Here is a 19,957-nt window from a genome sequence, read left to right as displayed (position 1 = left end):
AATCAAATCTCGTGGGTACGCTCAGGAGGGAGTTGACCATTACGCCAGCGGCGCACGGCTTTTTGGAAAAACAGGCTGTTGGGGATCTGCACCCAGGCTCCGGGTGCATCGCCACTGAGGTCTTCCAGGGTGGTGTAGAACAGGTTGATCGCCATCACGCGCCCACGCACACCGTGCTTATCAGCACTTTCCAGTACTTCAACGCAATCGCCGATGCGAAACGGCCCCATGGCAAAAATCAACAACGCGCAGAACATGTTAGACAACACGCTCCAGATCGCGAAAAAGGCGATCGCAGCCACGGCGGCAAACCCCGTCAGCGCGGTCCACAGCACCTGAGCGGAGACGCCCAAACGCTCCAGCACCAGCATGAACGCGCTACCGAGAATCAGCCAACGCAGCAAGCCGCGCAGTGGCATCAGTAATTCGGCCGGTAGCTGCGGATAACGGTTACCCAGGCGGGTGATGCCGCGGGTAAAAATGCGCTGAACCAGCCAAGCCAGCAGCACAATCAGAATAATCTGCCCGGTCCTCAGCAGCGGTTCGCGCCAGGCCATCAGCCATTCCAACGTCGGCAGGGTGATGCTCAACTGGCGGCCTCCAGCTCAGCCTGTAAGGCTTCGAGGGTTTCCAGCGCCACCATCCAACGCTCCTCCAGATCAGCTTCGCGGCTTTTCAGCGTGGCCTGTTCGGCCAATGCCTCGCGAAGCTGGTCTTTTTGTGCAGCCTCGTAAATCTCGCTGCTACCCAGGCGAGCCTCTACGGTAGCGAGCTTGGTATGCAGTTGCCCCAGCTCTTTTTCCAACTTATCGGCTTCGCGCTTATGCGGGGCCAATTGCTGGCGCAGGGCGGCGGCAGCCTGGCGCTGCACACGCTTGTCAGCTTTATCCGGGTTGCTTTCGCCACCACTGGTTGGCGCCTGCCGCGTGCGGTAATCCACCAGCCAGCGGGCGTAGTCTTCCAAGTCACCGTCGAACGGTTGTACCTGACCATCGGCAACCAGCAAGAACTCATCGGTGGTGCTTTTCAGCAAATGCCGGTCGTGGGAGACCACCACCACTGCGCCACTGAACTCCTGCAAGGCCATGGTCAGCGCCAGACGCATTTCTAGGTCGAGGTGGTTGGTGGGTTCGTCGAGCAGCAGCAGGTTAGGTTTGCCCCAGGCGATCAACGCCAGCGCCAGACGGGCTTTTTCTCCGCCAGAAAAGTTCAGCACCGGCTCATCACAACGCGGACCGCGGAAGTCGAAACCACCGAGGAAGTCACGCAAAACTTGTTCGCGCTCGGTAGGAGCCAGGCGCTGGAAGTGCAATAGCGGGCTGGCTTTGTCATCCAACGCATCAAGTTGATGCTGGGCAAAGTAACCAACCACCAGGTTCTCACCGCGCTGCAGGCGACCGCCGATCGGCTGCAGCTCATTCGACAGATTCTTGATTAGAGTCGACTTACCCGCACCATTCGGCCCGAGCAAACCAATGCGCGCGCCGGGGGCCAGATTCAATTTAACCTTCTCCAGCACCACCTTATCACCGTAGCCCAAGCGCCCCTCGCTCAGGTCCAGCAGCGGGCTGGATATCTTGTCAGCTTCGCGGAAGCTGAAGTCAAAGGGCGAGTCGACATGCGCGGCAGACAGTTCCTCCATCCGTTCCAACGCCTTGATCCGGCTCTGCGCCTGACGTGCCTTGGTGGCCTGGGCTTTGAAGCGCGCGATGTACTTTTCCATGTGCGCGCGCTGCACTTGCTGCTTGTCATACGCTTGCTGCTGCTGCGCTAGGCGCTCGGCACGGGTGCGCTCAAACGCCGAATAGCCGCCGCGATACAGGGTCAGCTTTTGCTGATCGAGGTGAGCCACGTGGTCGACTACCGCATCGAGAAAGTCGCGATCGTGGGAGATCAGCAGCAAGGTGCCGGGGTAACTTTTCAGCCAGCCTTCCAGCCAGAGGATCGCATCGAGATCGAGGTGGTTAGTTGGCTCGTCGAGCAGCAACAGCTCAGACGGGCACATCAACGCCTGCGCCAGGTTCAGGCGCATACGCCAGCCACCGGAGAAGTCGCCGACACGACGATCCATCTGCGCGCTGTCAAAGCCAAGCCCCGCGAGCAGCTTGCGCGCCCGCGCATCGGCGCTGTAACCGTCAAGGGTATCCAGCTCGGTGTGCAAGCGTGCCACCGCCGTGCCGTCATGGGCGGCTTCGGCGACGGCCAAGTCGGCTTGCACCCGGCGTAAGTGCACGTCGCCATCGAGCACGTAGTCCACCGCTTGGCGTTCGACTGCGTCGATCTCCTGGCGCATGTGGGCCACGCGCCAGTCAGCGGGAATCAGGCAATCGCCCGCGTCCGCACTCAGCTCGCCACGAAACAGGGCAAACAGGCTGGATTTGCCGGCGCCATTGGCGCCGATCAGGCCGGCTTTGTGGCCGGGGTGCAGGGTCATCTCGGCATCTTCTAGCAGACGCTGAGGGCCACGCTGTAAAGTCAGGTTCTGGAGTCGGATCATAATGGCGGCGGAGTCTACCAGAGTCCTTTTTGAGAAACCCGGAAAGCACCATGCACCCTGACCTGTGGCGATTCGCCGAAACGCTTTATCAACAACCGTCCGTCGAGGACGCGAGCCTGCTATTACAGACGCAAGGCGCTGATGTATGCCTGCTGCTCTGCGCAACCTGGCTGGACGCTCGACAGATTGCCTGCAACGAAGAACGCGTCGCGGCGCTGCGTAACCTGGCGCAACCTTGGCAACAGCAGGTGGTCCTGCCGTTGCGCAATTTGCGCCAAAGCTGGCGTGAGGCCACACAGGGCGACCCGGCGCTAGCGACGTTACGTGAGCAGGTCAAAAAACTGGAACTGGATGCAGAGCGCCAACTGCTAGAGCGCTTGGCGGCGTGCGCTCAACCCTGGCTAAGCCGCCAGGCCAGCGCACAGCCAGACTGGCTGCAAAGCCTCGCGCCTGAGTGTGGCAGCCGCGACGCCTTGCAAACGCTGCGCATCGCAGCGGCACAACTCAGCGTTTAAACAGCGCTTGGCAGGGTGCTGCCATTGCTGCCAGCAGGCGCAGCAACTTCGGCAGCCGGAGCGCTGGCAGTGGCAGGCTTAGCGGCAGCCGGTTTAGTCGCAGGCTTTTTCACAGCGGGTTTTGCTGCAGGTTTTGCAGCCGGTTTAACCACCGCCTTACTGGCGGGCTTAACCGCTGCAGCCTTCTTCACAGCAGGTTTGGCGGCAGCCTTAGTAGCAGGCTGCACAGCCGGCTTGCGGGCGACAGGCTTAGCACTGTTGGTTGGTGCAGCCTTGGTCGCAGGTTTCGCTGCTGCTAGCGCGTTACTGACGGCCTTGGCAGGCGCTTTTGCAACAGTTTTGGCGGGTGCTTTTGCGGGTGCCTTGGTCAACGCTGTTGCCGCCTTAGCTGCCGGCTTGGCCGACGCGGGCTTAACAGCCGTTTTGGCGGCAGCAGACTTGGCCAAACGGCTGTCCAGCGCCTTGTTTACTGCTTCTTTGACCTTACCGACACCCTGGGCCAGCTTCAAGCTTTCCTGAGCATCACGCTTAAGCCCGGCGATATAGGTGCGCGTTTCGCTCTGACGGTCTTTGAGGATATCAAGCATCTGCTCCAGCTCTGCCACCGCTTCTTTAGCTTTCGCCTGAGCCTTGGCTTTGCCGGCGACTGCTGAGTCCTGCATTTTGCTGCGCGCTTTATGCAGCTTTTCCTGAGCTTTACCTCGCTGCTTTTCCAGTTTGGCGAGCAACTTCTCGGCATCAACCAAGGCACGCGTGCAAGCGTCCTCAAGATGCTCAAGCAGGCTACTGGAAAGCTGCTGCAACAAGTGCAGTGGGGTACTCACTGAGTTCTTCTTTGCGTTCTTTTTAGCCGACATGACGCGCCTCCTGGCGGGTGAAGATGGCGTCATACTAGACCTCCTTTTACCCGCCTTGCCACCTCACGCGTCGACGCGTGGGCCTGACTGGCATAATCGGCATCCCTTTGGCCGGAGAACGCTCATGCCACGCTTCACCCTACTATTGCTCTGTTTACTCGCACCCGTCGCTCAGGCGCATGAACACGCGCATGACCTAGCCTACAGCCTGGGCGTAAAGCTCGGAGAGCGGCTGCGCGACGAAGTGCCTGATCTGGAGCTGCAAGCCCTGCTCGATGGCCTGCGTCAGGCTTACCATCGTGAGCCGTTGGCGCTGAATGCCGCACGTATCGAAAGCCTGCTGGCCGAGCATGAAGCGCAGCTCGTAAATGCACCAGAACGATTCGAGAAAGCTAAAGACGCGGAGCAGCGCTTTCTCGCCAGAGAGAAAGCCAAAGCCGGTATGCGCGTGCTGCAGGATGGCGTGCTAATGCAGGAACTGCGCGCCGGCAGCGGTCGCACGCCGGGACTAGCAGACCGCATTCAGGTGCGCTATATAGGTTTCTTAGCCGATGGCAGTCAGTTCGACGAAACTCAGGCAGCGCAGTGGTTTCGCCTAGACAGCGTGATCGCAGGATGGCGCAGCGCAGTACAGAATATGCCGGTAGGCGCGCAATGGCGCTTGGTAATTCCGTCGGCTCAGGCGTATGGCGAGGACGGTGCGGGGGATTTGATTCCGCCCTACTCACCCCTGGTGTTCGAGCTGGAATTGCTCGACACCAAGGAGTAACGGGTCAACCTGTCACAGCGCAGGCGCAGCCTGTTCCTGATGGGCGTTGTGGAGGACTTCAATCAGGCAATCCTCCAGCTCGAAACGCTCGTGCAGCAATTGGCCCAAGCGATTTAACTCATCCAGTAACGAAGCCGAATCATTGCAGTCACCCGTGTCGCAGCGATCATTGAACGCCAGCGCCACTTCGGTAATCACCTCAATGCGCGGGTAAATCTGCTTGGCCAGCTCAAGCCCACGCTGATCACCAAATGCTTTAGCCTCGCTGGTCAACTGCTCATAGACCTCAAAGTGACCAGCCGACACATAGTCGACAAGGATTTCACAGAATTGCTGCAGGGCAGCGGCACTCGGTGCTTGTGCTGAAACGTTGAGTGCCGCAAATGCCTCCACCAGCTCCTTACGCTCTTGTAGCCAGCGGTCAATCAGCAGGTGGACCCCACCCCAGCGCTCCTGGGCGTTCTGACAACTCTCGAGCATGATGACCTCTACTTCCCTATTGCTATTAGTGTTGTTCGCCTGCACCGAGACAGTTTTTTGTCAGCTGGTACAAGGTCGGGGAAGACAGCCGTGAAACGGCAACTTTCCGGCGGTACTGCAAACCAGACTATTCCGGCAGGCCTGAGCCTTCAAGGCAGCTGCGGAGATAATTTCATACAAGCGTTTAATCGGCAATTACTCAGCCGCCTCAGTCAAAACAGGCTTATAAAAGCTCAAAGTGACCTGACCAAGATCAATGCCCCACTTGGACATGTGCGCCCGATTAAGCATGACCCGACCATCCATCAGGTACATCCAGTCATCAAAATCAACGACATAGGTTGAGTCGTCGACCTTCAGACGCAGCTGGTAGCGCCAGTTTAGGGCGTTACCAGCAACGTGACCGATCGCCTCGCCCACGACATCATCAGCAGTGCCACGCCAGCTCCCATCAACTTGTTTTTTCAGGGTCCAGACGCGGCGCTCGGTGCTGCCATCGCTGTAGGTGAAGCGCTCATCGAGCACACCAACGTCGCCTTGCCAGGTACCGGTCATGGCGACGTGGAAACGCTTAACCACCACCCCAGAACGGTTCTGAAACATGCCCCAGGCCTGCAGCTCACCGCTGAAGTAATCTTTCAGCTCCAAGCGGGGCTGCTCGCGGACGTAGTCGTCTACCTGAGGGCCAGCGCAACCGAGCAGCAGCCCCGCTAGACAACACATCAACAAGGCTCGCATAAGCACCTCGAAAAACGATTAGTTCAAGTCGTTGCCGGTAAAGCCGGCGTGCACAAACGTGAATCGAGCAGGATCAGACCTTCCTGATACAGGCTGTTACTGCGTTCCAGATCACCCAGTTGCGCTTGCAGACGTGCCAGCTCAGTACAGGTTTCCGGATGACGCTGGAAAGTTAGGCTGCTTTCCAGGTAGTCCTGGGCCTTGCCCCATAGCTGGCTATGCAGGCACAGCCGACCCAACGTCAGCAGCAGACCGGCATCCTCGGGATGCTGCTTCAACCAGCCTTCGGCCGCCTGCAACTGCCGGCTTAGATCACGCCCACGCAGCAAGCCGTAGAGACGCACCAAGGCTATGTCGTAATGCTGTTTGAGGAAAGGCCGCAGCAACTCTTCCGCCTCAGCCTCGGCACCCAGTTGGCGCAGTTGTTCGGCATACACCGCGACCAGTTCGGGCTGCTTATGTTGTGCGCCCGACATGGCTTGCCAGGCCTGTTGCAGCAGCACGAGAGCAGCCTGCGCATCGCCGCCTACCGGCTGCCCAGCCTGCAACAAGCGCCCACGCCAGGCTTGGCGCTCCAACTCACTCAGCTCGGCATTACCCAGGGATTTTTCCTTTTGTAGATCCGGTAACAGCCCGAGCAAGGCAGACCAATCTTCGGTCTGTAGATAGAGCTGCTGTAACTGTCGCAACACCAGATGATGGTGCGGATGGCGCGCGCGCATGACCTGTAACGTCTCCAGTGCAGCTTCGCTCTGGCCCCGCGCCTGCTGTAACTCGGCGTGTAACAACGCAATCGCCAGCTCCGCTTGCGGCTGACGATCAAGGGCTTGCTCGAGCAAACCATCGCAGTCCTCGTATTGACCTAATTGGTGCGCCGCACGGGCGGCCCCAAGGTAATAACTCAATGGCTGCGGCGAGCTATCTGCCGCCTGCTTCAGATGACGCAGAGCACGCGCCCAGCGACCTTCGGCCAGCTCAAGAAAGCCCTGCTCGGACGCCAGACGCACACGGCGACGGCTGTGTAAGCGTGACCAGGGGTTGAGCAGACCGCCAGACGCCACCAGCAGCCGCAGACTCAGCCGCAACAGGTAGACCAGCAACCAAAGCACCAGCAGGGCGGCGACAAAAGCCCACACACTGGATTCGTAACGGAAACCCTGGAAAGCGATGAGTACATAGCCCTTGTGCTCGGCCAGCGGCAGACCAAAGAACATCCAGCTGGCGACGCCGGCAACCAGCACCAGAATCAGCAGCAACCAGTAAATACGCTTCATTGCAGCGCCTCCGGCAATGCAGCCTCGACATCGTCAGGTGCCTCAGTGGCTGGCTCAGCGTCAACCTTTTGCTGGCTGCGCGCCGTTTGTTTAGCCTGGATGTAAGCCTGAACCGCATTCAGCGTCAGACTGAGATCTGGCGGCGTTACCGCAATCGGCTGCTCGACCAGCTCATCAATGCGCACACGCAGGGCACGGCTGTTGGGGTTGTCCGAGTTGAAGTGTGCATCTAGCACCTCGCGCGCCTGCTGTAACGCTTGTCGGTAGACGTCGCTCTGGCCATGCAGCGCACCCCACTGCGCCTGCTCCAGCGCCAGGCTGAGGGCAAGGCGTACTTGGCTCAGACTCTGACCGGCCAGCATAGGTCGGATATTGCGATCGGCATTGAAATCGATACGGAAATACTCCGACAAGGTCTGCAAGCCACGCTGCCACCATGTCGGCTCAACCGCGCCATCGCCAGCCGCCAGCTCGCTCAGCACGCCACCTTCAGCACTAAAAACCGGAGCCTGGGCGTTGAGTTGCGCCGCTTGTTCACGCAACGCGCCGAGCTGGAGGAATAACCCGGTACGATCGGGGTTATGGGTCGAGCGCAATGCCTGCAGGCTCTTGGCCAGCTGCTCACGTGCAGCAAATGCGGCCGGATCATCCTGCTCCCGGAGGATTTCATCGGCAGCCTGCACCAGTGCGGTGGCGCTGTTGATGTCCTGCAACGCAGACAGTCGCAAGCTGGCCAAACGCAGCAGGTGCTCAGCCTCGGCCAATCGCCAATCCTGGCGGCTGGCCCCTAATACGGTTTCCAAACGCTGATTGAGTAACTGCTGACCACTCTGCAGTTGCGTCAGCAGGCGATGACGAGACTCCAGTTCATCGACACTGGGCAGTTGATCCATACGCGATTCCAGTGTCCGACCAACCTGTGTCAGATTCTGCGCCGCACTCTGCGCTTCGTTTCGCGCCGCCTGCAACTGGCTCAGCTGCTGCTTTTCGCGGGCATCCATCCCGTGTAACTGCCACAGCCCCCAGCCCCCAGCTCCAGCACCTGCCACTGCAATCAGCAATGCCAACAGCGCCAAGCCGCTTCCCCGCGCGGGCGGCTCATTCGCGGTGGGTGCAGGCGTGACCGGTATGTCCGTGGCGGCATCCGCCAGAGCCTGTTCATGCTCTTGCGGGGCTTGATCTTTCGAAGTAGTTGCTTCGCTCACGTATCCATCCTTTGCGTCAGAGATCAGGGGTAGGTTGCGCTTGCAACGCTGCCAGCAACGCCGCAGCACTCGCGCCACGACAATCCACAACAAATTGCGCACCTGCTGCACGGGCCATTTCGGCGACTCGCGGGCTGGGTACAAATAAGGGTAGCAGGGCCAGCTGCGTCCAGGCCTCGGCGGCCAACTCACGCAAATACACGAAGCCCTGCCCACTGCTGACCACCAGCGCATTCAGGCGTTCAGCCTCAACCCGCTTGACCAGCGCTGCTGGCGGGTAAGCCGGCAGCACCCGTCGATACAGGGATAGATAATCCACCTGCACGCCTTGGTCGCGCAAGCGCTCGGCCATGAACTCGCGGCCACCCTCGCCACGTAAAATAAGTACTTGCGGCTTAGCGACCGCCGCCAGCGCTTGCTGAAACGGCGCCAGGGCGAGCAACCCCTCGCTATCATCAACCAGTTCGGGGTAATGCACCTGCAGGCCATGCTCACGAAGAATCTGCCCCGTGGCGGCACCCACGCTGAACCAAGGCTGCTCGGCAGGTACGGATAATTGGCAGCGCCCAAGCAGATCGAGGCCCAGGCGTGCCGCCGGCTTGCTCACCACAATCACCGCGCAGTAGCGACTCAGGCCGGCAAGCGTGGCACGCTGCTCGGCGCTCTCACTCAGGGCCTCGATGGCCAGCAGCGGCAAACTACTGCTGTAAATGCCCTGCTGGGCCAAGGTTGCGGCGAGCGCGGCGGACTCTTGGGTCGGCCGCGTCAGCAGCAAACGCCAGCCGTTCACTCGCTATCCGCCCCGCTGTATACGGCTTGTAGAATAGCGGCTGCGCCTTGAGCCAGCAGGGCCTCAGCCACCTGCACGCCCAGCTGCTCGGCAGCTGCGCTACTGCCACGCTGCTCAGCGCGCAGCAGTTGCGAGCCATCCGGCTGGCCGACCAGGCCACGCAGCCACAACTGCTCACCCTCCAGCACCGCGTAGCAAGCAATCGGCACTTGGCAGCCGCCATTCAGGTGTTTATTCAGTGCGCGCTCAGCTGTCACCCGCAAGGCCGTGTCACGGTGATGCAAAGGTGCTAGCAGGGCATGGATCTCGCTGTCGGCACTGCGGCACTCGATGCCCACAGCGCCCTGGCCACCGGCGGGCAGGCTGTCTTCGGCGCTGATCGAGTCGCGGATGCGGCTCTCAAAACCAAGGCGAATCAAGCCAGCGGCGGCGAGAATAATAGCGTCGTAATCACCGGCATCCAGTTTGGCCAAGCGGGTGTTGACGTTGCCGCGCAGGAACTGGATTTTCAGATCCGGGCGACGCGCCAGCAACTGCGCCTGCCGACGCAGGCTAGAGGTGCCGACTACGCTGCCGGGCGGCAACGCATCGAGACTGGCATAGGTGTTGGAGACAAAGGCATCACGCGGGTCTTCCCGCTCGCAGATGCAGAACAGCCCAAGGCCTTCGGGGAAGTCCATCGGTACATCTTTCATCGAATGCACGGCGATGTCGGCCTGGTCCTCCAGCAGCGCGGTTTCCAACTCTTTAACAAACAGGCCCTTGCCGCCGATCTTCGCCAGCGGCGCGTCGAGCAGCTTATCGCCACGGCTGACCATGGGCACCAGGCTGACCTTGAGGCCAGGGTGCGCCTGCTCCAGACGGGCTTTAACGTGTTCGGCCTGCCACAGGGCCAGGGCACTCTTACGGGTGGCGATGCGGATTTCACGAGACATGGGCAATTCCAGAAAACAAACTGCCGTTGATCATAACAGGCTAGCCCAGATCAGGCCTGCACCCGGCGCTATCCGGGCTACGGATGCCAATTAGAGGTTATGCATCAATTTGCGCACCCCTGCCACATGCCGGCGGCTGACGATCAGCGCCTCTTCGTTCATGCCCTTGAGAAACAGCTGAAAATGCCCGAGCGGCGTGCGCTGCAGCCGCTCAATACGCTCACGTGCCACCAGGGCATTGCGATGAATACGCACAAAGCGATCACCGAACTCGTCTTCCAGCGCCTTCAGCGGTTCGTCCAACAGCACTTCGCCGCCGGCGTGGCGCAGGGTCACGTACTTATGATCGGCAATAAAGTAGATCACCTGATCCAGCGGTATCAGCTCAATGCCTTTGCGCGTCCGTGCACTGATATGACTGCGCGGGTCGCCGCTGCTATCCACAGCCGGCCGGGTTAGAGCTGCCAGCTGAACGCGGTTGGGCCGCTCTGCTTTTTTCAGGGCTTCACTAAGGCTTTCCGCACGCACCGGCTTGACCAGATAGCCCACCGCACTGACCTGAAAAGCTTCTAGGGCAAATTCGTCATGGGCGGTGCAGAAAATCACTGCCGGCGGCGCTTCACGCTCACACAGCCTAGCCGCCACTTGCAGACCATCCAGACCTGGCATGCGGATGTCTAACAGCACCACATCCGGCCTCAGGCTGTCGATCAGGCTCAGGGCCTCCTCGCCGTTGCAGGCTGAGGGTTCAAGCACGCGATAGCCCTCCAGCTCGCCAACCATTCGGCTTAGGCGCTCACGGGCCAGAGGTTCGTCATCGACAATCAGGACATTCATAATGCACGGGCTTCCTGCTTGGGTCTCACACAAGGATAGCGTAGACACGTGAAGTGGCGACCATCACGACGCTCTACACTAAGACTGGCCCGCGGGCCGAAAAGTGCCACCAGCCGCGCATCGATGTTGCTTAGCCCTTGATGCGTACCGCGCGATGGCGGCTGCTCGCCTAGCTGCTCATATGGATTGCTCACGCACAACTGGAATACCCCCTCGTGATAACTCGCCTCGATCTGCACCAAGCCGCCTTCGATGCGCGGCGCAATGCCGTAGATCAAGGCGTTTTCCAGTAAGGGCTGCAGCGTCAGTTGTGGAATCGGCAGATCGTCCGGCACACCAGCAACCTCCCATTGCAACTGTAGACGCTCGCCGAGCCGATAGCGCTCAATCGATAAATATCGTTGCGCCAGCTCCAGCTCTTCACGCCAAGGCACCAGACTGCCGGGCTTGGCCAGGCTGGCACGGAACAGATCAGACAGGTCGAGCACCGCCTGTTCGGCCTTGTACGGATCGACAACCACCAAGCTGGCGATGCTGTTCAAGCTATTGAACAGAAAGTGCGGCCGGATACGCGCCTGCAGCGACTCAATGCGTGCGCGCAATTCCGCCTGTTCCTGCTTGCGCCATTGGCTTTGCAGGTAGAAGTAACGTAACAGCAGCGCCGACATGATCAAGCTGATCAAGGCATGGCGCAGGTACAGGTTGACCTCGCCAATACGCGGTAGCGGCCCGCCCAGCTCGTAATAATCGGCGACGGCAGTACAGCTCAAGGTCAGGGCGACCACAATGGCGCAGCACAAAGTACCCGCCGTTGCTGCTCGCATGCGCGCCATCAACGAGCGCAAACGGCACAGCACGGCGGCCGAGAGCAACACGATCCATTGCACAAACAGCGAGGTCAGCGCCAGGCGCACCCAGTCGAAGCCCGGCAGCATCGGCTCGGAGAGCACCAGAACCAGCACCAGCAACTCGGCCAGCAGCACCATGCTTAACAAGGCTTCTGGCTCGCACAGCTCAGGAACGAAGAAGTCATCGACCGTGGGTGATGGCTTTTCTGATAACAAACTTTTTATTTTCATCGGCGCAGTTTCCGCGCGGGCCGCCCCAGCGGCAAGGTAGTCAGCTCCGGCCGGGCAAAATAAAGCGCCGAAATGCCCCTAAGGCAATAAAACTGTGACCGGCGCATCAATGTCACGGTTAAGCCTAGCTGCCTCCCAGACAACGCGATGCGGCGAATTTGTCGGCCAGCCTGTTATTATCAGCGCACTTTCTGTCTTGCCGGCCGCGCCATGCGGTCAGGCTGTTATTGCGCACCAGCCGAGCGAAGCCCATGAGCACTGAAAAAACTAATCAATCCTGGGGCGGCCGTTTTAGCGAGCCCGTCGACGCCTTTGTTGCCCGCTTTACCGCCTCCGTCGAATTCGACAAGCGCCTGTATCGTCACGACATCATGGGCTCGATCGCCCACGCCACCATGCTGGCCAAAGTTGGCGTACTCAGCGATGCCGAGCGCGACAGCATCATCGATGGCCTGCAGGCCATTCAGGGCGAGATCGAGGCCGGCCAGTTCGACTGGCGTGTCGACCTGGAAGACGTGCACATGAACATCGAGGCGCGCCTGACTGACCGCATCGGCGTTACCGGCAAGAAGCTGCACACCGGCCGCAGCCGCAACGACCAGGTGGCGACCGATATCCGTCTGTGGCTGCGCGACGAAATCGACCTGATCCTGGCCGAGATCACCCGCCTGCAGCAGGGCCTGCTGGAGCAGGCCGAGCGTGAAGCCGAGACCATCATGCCCGGTTTCACCCACCTGCAGACCGCGCAGCCGGTAACCTTCGGCCATCATCTGTTAGCTTGGTTTGAAATGCTCAGCCGTGACTACGAGCGCCTGGTCGACTGCCGCAAGCGTACCAACCGCATGCCACTGGGCTCGGCGGCACTGGCGGGCACCACCTACCCGATTCAGCGAGAGATGACCGCGCAACTGCTCGGCTTCGACGCTGTGGGCGGCAACTCGCTGGATGGCGTATCGGATCGCGACTTCGCCATCGAATTCTGCGCCGCTGCCGCGATTGCCATGATGCACCTGTCGCGTTTCTCGGAAGAACTGGTGTTGTGGACCTCTGCCCAATTCCAGTTTATTGATCTGCCCGATCGCTTCTGCACTGGCAGTTCGATCATGCCGCAGAAGAAAAACCCCGACGTGCCCGAGCTGGTACGCGGCAAAACCGGCCGTGTATTCGGCGCCCTAATGGGCCTGCTGACCCTTATGAAAGGCCAGCCGCTGGCCTACAACAAGGACAACCAGGAAGACAAAGAACCGCTGTTCGACGCCGCCGACACCTTGCGTGACAGCCTGCGCGCCTTCGCTGACATGATCCCGGCGATCAAGCCCAAGCACGCGATCATGCGCGAAGCGGCGCTGCGCGGCTTCTCCACCGCCACCGACCTGGCCGACTACCTAGTACGCAAGGGCCTGCCGTTCCGTGACTGTCACGAGATCGTCGGCCATGCAGTGAAATACGGCGTCGACAGCGGCAAGGACCTGGCCGAGATGAGCCTGGAAGAACTGCGCCAGTTCAGCGAACAGATCGAACAAGACGTGTTCGCCGTATTGACGCTGGAAGGCTCAGTCAATGCCCGCGACCATATCGGCGGAACCGCGCCAAATCAGGTACGTGCCGCTGTAACGCGCGGACGTGAGCTGCTCACTGGGCGCTGATAAAAACGGGCGCGGCACCCGCGCCCGCTAAGTTCGGCGGTTACTCGACCACTGAGTCACTCGCAGGCAGAGCAATGCCAAAAAAACAGCGTCAAATTGCTAACAAGCTAGCAAAACACATAAAAACCCACCTTCACCCGCTGGCTTGGCCCGTCATGTGGGCCCAATACTTTCTTCTGAACGCGAGCTCCTGCCGCCCGGCACTTGTCTCAGCACTGGAGAAAGTCATGAAAATTATCCAACGCTTATTCGCAAGTATCGGCACACTCACCCTCGCAGCCTGTGTCAATGCCACGCCAATAGTCATTCCCGGCCAGGCAAGCTGGCATTGGCAACTCAGTGGCAACCTGAAAACACCAGATCGTCAGGTCTATGACATCGACCTGTTTGATACTTCGACGACGACCATCACCAACCTCAAAGGTCAGGGACGCATAGTGGTCTGCTATTTCAGCGCAGGTAGCTGGGAGGATTGGCGAACGGATGCCGCCTTGTACCCCAAAGAAGCTCTCGGCGCGCAACTTGACGGCTGGCCCGGTGAGCGCTGGGTGGATATACGCCACCCCGCAGTGCGCATGCTCATGGCGCAGCGCATACAGCTGGCGGCAGAGAAGGGGTGCGATGCCGTGGAGCCAGATAATGTCGACGGTTACAGCAACAGCAATGGCCTACAGTTGAGTAAGGCGGATCAGATCGATTACAACCGTTGGTTGAGTCAGCAGGCGCACAGCCATGATCTGGCTATTGCGTTGAAAAACGCCGTGGAACTGATTCCCGCCCTAGTCGACGACTTCGACTTCGCTCTTAACGAAAGCTGCTATGCCTACAAAGAATGCGACGATTACCGTCTGTTTAGGCAACAGGGCAAGGCTGTCTTCATCGCTGAATACCGCTCGTATAACAACAATATGTGTAGCAAGGCTGCAAATTCCGGCTACCAGTTGCAGTTTTTCAAGCGCGCACTAAAAGCGGTGGGCTTGCCTTGCACATAAGAAGCACTCCCGCCAACCCATCCCCACGCCAGTAGTGTCCCCTCTGCGGCGATCACACGATCGCCTCGGCTCACTCACGGTTTGTGCCGCACGCGCTGTTCGACGCCGCTGAAAACCTGCGTGGCAGCCTGCGCTGCCTTTGCCGATATTATTCCGGCGATCAAGCCAAAAGCCGCGATCATGCGCGAAGCGGCGCTGCGCGGCTTCTCCACCGCCACCGACCTGGCCGACTACCTGGTACGCAAGGCTCTGCCGTTCCGTGACTGTCACGAGATCGTCAGCCATGCGGTGAAGTACGCCGTCAACAGCGGCAAGGACCTAGCCGAGATGAGCCTGGAAGAACTGCGCCAGTTCAGCGAACAGATCGAGCAAGGCGTATTCGCCGTATTGACGCTGGAAGGCTCGGTGAATGCCCGCGACCATATCGGCGGCACCTCGCCGAATCAGGTGCGCGCAGCGGTCAAGCGTGGCCTGGCCTTGTTAGGCGAGCGCTAGCCCGCTCTGTACACGGCGGCGCGCAAGGCGCCGCCGGCATAACCCTTGCTGTCGCCCGCGTTGGCAAGTTTGCTCAGCGGGCCTGCGGAGCGAACCGCTTACGCCGGGTCTCGGCGAAGGCGCTGGTACATAACCATAGCCAAAGGCTCTGCGTATCCGCCGCTCGCCCGTCTACGCTTAATTCATGGGTGTGGATAACTTCTTTCGGCGTTCGATCCCACGCCCACACTTCGGTCAAGGCGCACACGGTGCCCTCGACCAGCAGAGTCAGCTCGCGCCCCGGATCGTCACGGCACAGGTCTGCAACACCCTCTTCGACCACCAGCCACCAACGCCCCTCACCTGAGCGCGCGTCGCGAAAGCTGAACTGGATGACCACCGGACAAGATGGAAACGCCTCGAGATGGACAAATCGGCGCACGCCCCACATCAGCAGTCCGGCATCAAGTTGATCGTCACGCAGGCGACTGCCGATCCACTGGGCACCCCAGTGGCCGAGGGCCATGACGATCGCTCGCAGGTCCTCACCGGCCGCGGTTAGGCTGTACTCCCAGTACATTACCGACGCCTGCGGGATCGGTGCGTGCGGTTTTCTTTGCCTGATTGCCCTACCTCTAGTTACGCTGGCATTTTTCTACGGCTGAGTTAGCCCTTTCTGCGAGCTCCACATGCCCCTGCACATCCGTCCCGCCACAGTCGCAGACGCGGCCCTGATCCTGAGCTTTATCACCGACCTGGCGATCTACGAAAAAGCCGAACACGAGGTGAAAACCGACGTGGCCGGCATAGAAGCAAGCCTGTTCAGCCCGGACAGCCGCACCCACGCGCTGATCTGCGAATACGCCGGCCAGCCCATTGGCTATGCCGTGTACTTCTTCAACTACTCGACCTGGCTCGGCAAGCACGGGCTGTTTCTTGAAGACCTTTACATAACACCGGAAAAGCGTGGTGTGGGCGCGGGCAAAGCCCTGCTGCGTCACCTGGCGCAACTTGCGGTAGGTAAAGGCTGCGGTCGTTTCGAGTGGGCCGTGCTGGACTGGAATCAACCGGCCATTGATTTTTACCAATCGTTCGGCGCCTGCCCGCAGGACGAGTGGACCACCTACCGCCTTACCGGCCAGGCCTTGCTGGACTTTGCCCGCAGCTGAGCCAACTATTTTCGGAGCAACACATGAGCGAGCAAGACGACGAAGCATTTGCCGAGGACACCCTGATCCAGGCCATTGAGAACCAGCTCGAAGCCGGCGAACCGGCATTCGTCCAGGCCGTACTGAACAAGCTGACGCTGGTCGGCTACGAGCGCGAAGCGATCATCGAGCTGATGGCGCTGGTGTTGGCCGATGAAATCGAGGTGATGCTGCGCGATGACCGTGCCTTCGACCTCGCCCGCTACGAGCAAGGCCTGCGCGCCTTGCCCGAGCTGCCGGAACAGGCATCGTAAAAAGTCCGCAGATTTTTACCCCACTCCCTGCCGAGTTCTGGCAGCATCAAGCCACAGCAGACTGCACGGCGCTTCACTACACTGCCTTGGCAGGCTGTCTTGTTTCAGCCGATTTACCGCAGCGGGTGCTGCCGCCGCCGGCCGCAGCTCACTAAAACATGAAGCTGGAGTACTTATGGCCTTTACCTCCGAACTGATTGCCGAACTGGAAATCCTCGTGCTGTTCAACCTGGGCACCACCCAGGAAGGAATCAAGGTTCACCACACGGCCACCCCCTCGGCGATTGCCGCCGCGATACGCCTGCATGACAAAGGCCTGATCAGCCAAGCCGATGGTGGCTACCTGACCAGCCTCGGTTTGGATGCGGCCCAACACGCACAAACTCTGCTGACTATTCTCAACGTGACCGAAACCGCCTAACCGTCCTAGCCTGCGTTGTAGCGGCACGCTCAAGCGGCCCGCGACGCAGGCAACATCCCCGTATACAGAGCCGTTCGCCAGCCACCTGGCCAGGCATGATCGCGCATAGCCCCGCAGAGCCCGAGCATGAGTCATACCGAGGAAATTCGCCCGGACATTGAAGACGGTATCGATCGCAAGGTACTGACCCAGCTACGTGCACGCTTCCTAAAGCTCAATAAGGGTCGCCTGCAGCGCGCCATGCAGGCACTGTCGACGCGCCAGCAACTGGTACTGAAACTGCTGCCGCTGCTGTTCCACGTCAATCATCCACTGCTCCCTGGCTACGTCTCTGGGCTCACTCCGGCAGGCCTCAGCGGCTTCACCCCGGATGATGAGTTGCTTGCCGAGGTCCAGCGCCTAACCCGCTCATTCACCTACAAGCCTTATCGTAGCTCAGAGCAGCTACCCATTCACGGGCTGTTTCTGATGGGTAGCCTGGGCACCGTCGCTCAGGCCGAGCAGAGCGATATGGACCTGTGGGTGTGCCACGCCAGCGACCTCAGCCCGCAACAGCTGCATGAGCTGAACAAGAAATGTACACTGCTGGAAAGCTGGGCGGCGACTTTCGGTGCCGAGGCGCATTTTTTTCTGATCGACCCTGCACGCTTCACCCAGGGCGAGCGCGACGCGCAACTGACTTCGGATGACTGCGGTACCACCCAGCACTACTTGCTGCTTGATGAGTTCTACCGCACCGCAATCTGGCTCGGCGGGCGCACCCCGCTGTGGTGGCTGGTCCCGGTATATGAAGAACATCGTTACCCGCATTACACCAGCACCCTACTGGCCAAGCGTTTCGTCCGCGGCGAAGACGTCATCGACCTAGGGCACCTGGCACGCATCCCGCCGGAGGAGTTTATCGGCGCGGGCATGTGGCAGCTGTTTAAGGGCATCGAGTCACCCTACAAATCGGTGCTTAAACTGCTGCTGACCGAGGTCTACGCCAGCGAACACCCCAAGGTTGAGTGCCTGTCGCTGCGTTTCAAGCAGGCGGTGTTCGCCAACCGCCTGGACGTCGATGAGCTCGACCCTTATATCGTGGTGTATCGCCGTTTAGAGGAATACCTGGTCGGCCGCGGCGAACACGAACGCTTGGAGCTGATCCGCCGCTGCCTGTACCTCAAGGTCGATAAAAAGCTCAGCCGCCCACCGCGTAACAATCGCAAGAGCTGGCAACGCCTGCTACTGGAACGCCTGACCCACGACTGGAATTGGGACAGCCGCCAGCTCGCCATGCTCGACAGCCGCAGCCAGTGGAAGGTGCGCCAGGTCAGCGTAGAGCGGCGCATGCTGGTCAATGAGCTGACTTACAGCTACCGCTTTCTATCGCAGTTCGCCCGTAACGCAGACGTTGGTAGCTCGCTCAATAGCCGCGATCTCGGCATTCTCGGCCGCCGCCTGTATGCCGCGTTCGAGCGCAAGGCCGGCAAGATCGAATTTATTAACCCCGGCATTGCCCCGGACCTCGCCGAAGACACCCTGACGCTGGCCCAGAGCCCCAGCCCGGACGAGCCCAATGAAACCCTCTGGGCGCTCTACAGCGGCAGCGTTAATGCACAAGACCTGGCCGACTTCTCGCCGCTCAAGCGCTCGCGCGCGCTGATCGAACTACTCGCGTGGTGCCAGCGTAATGGCGTGATTGATAACAGTACACGCCTGTCACTGCACCCCGGCAACAGCGACCTCAGCGAATTTGAACTGTCCAACCTGCTCAGCAGCCTGCAGCAAGCGATACCCCTGCCGCTACCCGCGATCGACGAAAGCGCTTTACTCAGCGCCAGCGTGCCCAGCGAGGTACTGTTGCTGGTCAATGTCGGCATTGATCCGCTTAAGCAGTTCAGCCAGATGAACATGCACATGACCAGCGAGCGCACCGATGCTCTGGGTTATTCCGGGGTGCGCGAAAACCTGATTTTGACCCTCGACCAGGTCACCCTGAACAGCTGGAACGAATTGCTGGTCACCCGCTATGACGGCCCAACAGCACTGCTCGACTGCCTGCGCGACTTTCTCAACAACCTGCCCGCCCATGGCCGCAAGCCTAACCTAAGGGTGCGTTGTTTTTGCCGTAACCGCGCCACGGCGATTGCTGAACGGGTCGAAGAGCTGTTCCGCGAAACTCTCGGCAGCTTCAGCAGCAAACAAGCCAACCGCTACCTGCTGCAAATCAAACAGCAGTATCACCTGCTCGAACTGAAGCCCGGCCACGTCAGCCATATCAGCCTGAAAGACCTACCCTCGCTGGTCGAACACCTGGGCGCCGAGCTACCCGGTTACAGCGACTTGCACCTGGATCGCAGCGCCTTAGAAGGTGAAGACCTGGCACTGATCCTGCCACTTGGCCGGCCGCAGTGCATCCAGGTGTTCTACCGGCTGAACGAGGCCAATGGCCAGGCCGAGCTGACTGTGCTCGACGAGCACAATGCGCTTTGGCGCCAACAGATGCCGTACCGGGATGAGCAGAGCCTGTTAACGCCGCTGCAGCGTTTTCTGCAGTCCGTGCTGTACCGACGTAACGCCCTGCTGCCTCTGGATAACCTGCCGGCGCATCAGCCTCTGGATATTCTCTATTACCAAGTGCTACCGGATGCGCCGGTACGCGCGCAGCGTCTGGAGCGGCGAGCGCCGCCGTTGTCTCCGATTAGCCATCCGTTCTATGACGTGCAGGCCATCATCGAACCGGGCGATGGCAGGCGCTCGCACGTCACGTTGTATTGTAATCACCGGGAATTTTCTGAGCTGGAATACGCCGGCGACCTGTTCGCCGCCGTCGCCCAGCACATTCTCGCGCGACGCCGCGATAGTGCACGCTACCCCTGCTATATCACTGACTTAGATCTGTCGGCGGTACTCGACGAAGGGCATATGCAGAGCGTGCATTACCTGCGCTACAAGAGCCGCCTGGAAGCGGCTTTGAATCAGGCACTGCAAAAGGCCTGAGTGC

The 19,957-nt window shown here is 60.1% G+C and carries 19 protein-coding genes and 2 pseudogenes; 9 read left to right on the top strand and 12 right to left on the bottom strand.

The annotated features are described in order from the left end of the window. Positions 1 to 2: 2 nt before the first annotated feature. Entirely contained in the window at positions 3 to 557 is a 555-nt protein-coding gene (locus BMZ32_RS08850) for a mechanosensitive ion channel domain-containing protein (RefSeq protein WP_244153949.1), read from the bottom strand. Between the two features lie 29 nt (positions 558 to 586). Further along, the gene (locus BMZ32_RS08845) at positions 587 to 2,497 is read right to left on the bottom strand and encodes an ATP-binding cassette domain-containing protein (RefSeq protein WP_090241411.1); all 1,911 of its coding nucleotides are present in this window, start codon (positions 2,495 to 2,497) and stop codon (positions 587 to 589) included. A gap of 50 nt (positions 2,498 to 2,547) precedes the next feature. Between BMZ32_RS08845 and BMZ32_RS08840 the strand changes: the two genes are divergently transcribed. Next, positions 2,548 to 3,012 (top strand): TIGR02444 family protein, encoded by a 465-nt coding sequence (locus BMZ32_RS08840; RefSeq protein ID WP_090241410.1) that lies wholly within the window; start codon positions 2,548 to 2,550, stop codon positions 3,010 to 3,012. Here the strand turns inward: BMZ32_RS08840 and BMZ32_RS08835 are convergent. Then, complete coding sequence (locus BMZ32_RS08835; protein ID WP_090241408.1) at positions 3,009 to 3,869, bottom strand: AlgP family protein; 861 nt, start codon at positions 3,867 to 3,869, stop codon at positions 3,009 to 3,011. The genes BMZ32_RS08840 and BMZ32_RS08835 overlap by 4 nt on opposite strands. A gap of 124 nt (positions 3,870 to 3,993) precedes the next feature. On the opposite strand from BMZ32_RS08835, the gene BMZ32_RS08830 reads away from it, so the two are divergent. After that, the gene (locus tag BMZ32_RS08830; RefSeq protein ID WP_090241407.1) at positions 3,994 to 4,638 is read left to right on the top strand and encodes an FKBP-type peptidyl-prolyl cis-trans isomerase; all 645 of its coding nucleotides are present in this window, start codon (positions 3,994 to 3,996) and stop codon (positions 4,636 to 4,638) included. Positions 4,639 to 4,650: 12 nt separating this feature from the next. Here the strand turns inward: BMZ32_RS08830 and rsd are convergent, their stop codons facing one another. The 8 genes from rsd to BMZ32_RS08790 all read right to left on the bottom strand — a co-directional run bounded on the left by rsd (position 4,651) and on the right by BMZ32_RS08790 (position 11,976). Continuing rightward, a complete protein-coding gene (gene rsd / locus BMZ32_RS08825) occupies positions 4,651 to 5,118 on the bottom strand; it encodes a sigma D regulator (RefSeq protein ID WP_090241405.1) in 468 nt (155 codons plus the stop codon). A 195-nt stretch (positions 5,119 to 5,313) separates the two neighbouring features. Beyond that, the gene (locus BMZ32_RS08820) at positions 5,314 to 5,856 is read right to left on the bottom strand and encodes a DUF3833 domain-containing protein (protein WP_208598689.1); all 543 of its coding nucleotides are present in this window, start codon (positions 5,854 to 5,856) and stop codon (positions 5,314 to 5,316) included. Positions 5,857 to 5,879: 23 nt separating this feature from the next. Further along, entirely contained in the window at positions 5,880 to 7,130 is a 1,251-nt protein-coding gene (locus BMZ32_RS08815; protein ID WP_090241403.1) for a heme biosynthesis HemY N-terminal domain-containing protein, read from the bottom strand. Beyond that, positions 7,127 to 8,335 carry a uroporphyrinogen-III C-methyltransferase gene (locus BMZ32_RS08810; RefSeq protein WP_425272857.1) on the bottom strand — a complete coding sequence of 403 codons (1,209 nt, stop codon included), beginning with the start codon at positions 8,333 to 8,335 and terminating at the stop codon, positions 7,127 to 7,129. The genes BMZ32_RS08815 and BMZ32_RS08810 overlap by 4 nt, the downstream gene beginning before the upstream one ends. Before the next feature lie 16 nt (positions 8,336 to 8,351). Next, positions 8,352 to 9,125, bottom strand: coding sequence for a uroporphyrinogen-III synthase (locus BMZ32_RS08805; RefSeq protein WP_090241402.1), 774 nt, complete (start codon positions 9,123 to 9,125; stop codon positions 8,352 to 8,354). Then, positions 9,122 to 10,060: a hydroxymethylbilane synthase gene (gene hemC / locus BMZ32_RS08800; RefSeq protein ID WP_090241401.1), complete on the bottom strand. Its 939-nt coding sequence runs from the start codon at positions 10,058 to 10,060 to the stop codon at positions 9,122 to 9,124. The genes BMZ32_RS08805 and hemC overlap by 4 nt, the downstream gene beginning before the upstream one ends. A gap of 90 nt (positions 10,061 to 10,150) precedes the next feature. Continuing rightward, the gene (locus tag BMZ32_RS08795) at positions 10,151 to 10,897 is read right to left on the bottom strand and encodes a LytR/AlgR family response regulator transcription factor (RefSeq protein ID WP_090241400.1); all 747 of its coding nucleotides are present in this window, start codon (positions 10,895 to 10,897) and stop codon (positions 10,151 to 10,153) included. Then, positions 10,894 to 11,976, bottom strand: a complete 1,083-nt coding sequence (locus tag BMZ32_RS08790) for a sensor histidine kinase (protein WP_090241399.1) — start codon at positions 11,974 to 11,976, stop codon at positions 10,894 to 10,896. The genes BMZ32_RS08795 and BMZ32_RS08790 overlap by 4 nt, the downstream gene beginning before the upstream one ends. Positions 11,977 to 12,227: 251 nt before the next feature. On the opposite strand from BMZ32_RS08790, the gene argH reads away from it, so the two are divergent. From argH to BMZ32_RS08775, 3 genes and pseudogenes are all read left to right on the top strand, one after another. Further along, positions 12,228 to 13,622, top strand: coding sequence for an argininosuccinate lyase (argH, locus tag BMZ32_RS08785; protein ID WP_090241397.1), 1,395 nt, complete (start codon positions 12,228 to 12,230; stop codon positions 13,620 to 13,622). A 74-nt stretch (positions 13,623 to 13,696) separates the two neighbouring features. Further along, complete coding sequence (locus BMZ32_RS08780) at positions 13,697 to 14,614, top strand: endo alpha-1,4 polygalactosaminidase (protein WP_090241396.1); 918 nt, start codon at positions 13,697 to 13,699, stop codon at positions 14,612 to 14,614. A gap of 95 nt (positions 14,615 to 14,709) precedes the next feature. Continuing rightward, positions 14,710 to 15,109, top strand: a pseudogene (locus BMZ32_RS08775) (argininosuccinate lyase); the annotation flags it as partial. Between the two features lie 73 nt (positions 15,110 to 15,182). On the opposite strand, the pseudogene BMZ32_RS08770 reads toward BMZ32_RS08775, so the two are convergent. Beyond that, positions 15,183 to 15,662: pseudogene (locus BMZ32_RS08770) on the bottom strand (winged helix-turn-helix transcriptional regulator); the annotation flags it as partial. A 115-nt stretch (positions 15,663 to 15,777) separates the two neighbouring features. Between BMZ32_RS08770 and BMZ32_RS08765 the strand changes: the two are divergent. The 4 genes from BMZ32_RS08765 (at position 15,778) to BMZ32_RS08750 (ending at position 19,953) form a co-directional block, all read left to right on the top strand. After that, positions 15,778 to 16,257, top strand: a complete 480-nt coding sequence (locus tag BMZ32_RS08765; RefSeq protein ID WP_090241394.1) for a GNAT family N-acetyltransferase — start codon at positions 15,778 to 15,780, stop codon at positions 16,255 to 16,257. Positions 16,258 to 16,280: 23 nt separating this feature from the next. Beyond that, the gene (locus tag BMZ32_RS08760; RefSeq protein WP_090241392.1) at positions 16,281 to 16,550 is read left to right on the top strand and encodes a hypothetical protein; all 270 of its coding nucleotides are present in this window, start codon (positions 16,281 to 16,283) and stop codon (positions 16,548 to 16,550) included. A gap of 175 nt (positions 16,551 to 16,725) precedes the next feature. After that, positions 16,726 to 16,971, top strand: a complete 246-nt coding sequence (locus BMZ32_RS08755; protein WP_090241391.1) for a TIGR02647 family protein — start codon at positions 16,726 to 16,728, stop codon at positions 16,969 to 16,971. A gap of 126 nt (positions 16,972 to 17,097) precedes the next feature. After that, entirely contained in the window at positions 17,098 to 19,953 is a 2,856-nt protein-coding gene (locus BMZ32_RS08750; protein ID WP_090241389.1) for a class I adenylate cyclase, read from the top strand. Positions 19,954 to 19,957 lie beyond the last annotated feature (4 nt).

The sequence above is a fragment of the Pseudomonas guineae genome, assembly GCF_900113745.1.
In the GTDB taxonomy this organism is placed as follows: domain Bacteria; phylum Pseudomonadota; class Gammaproteobacteria; order Pseudomonadales; family Pseudomonadaceae; genus Aquipseudomonas; species Aquipseudomonas guineae.
This window is presented reverse-complemented; position numbering and strand designations above follow the sequence as displayed.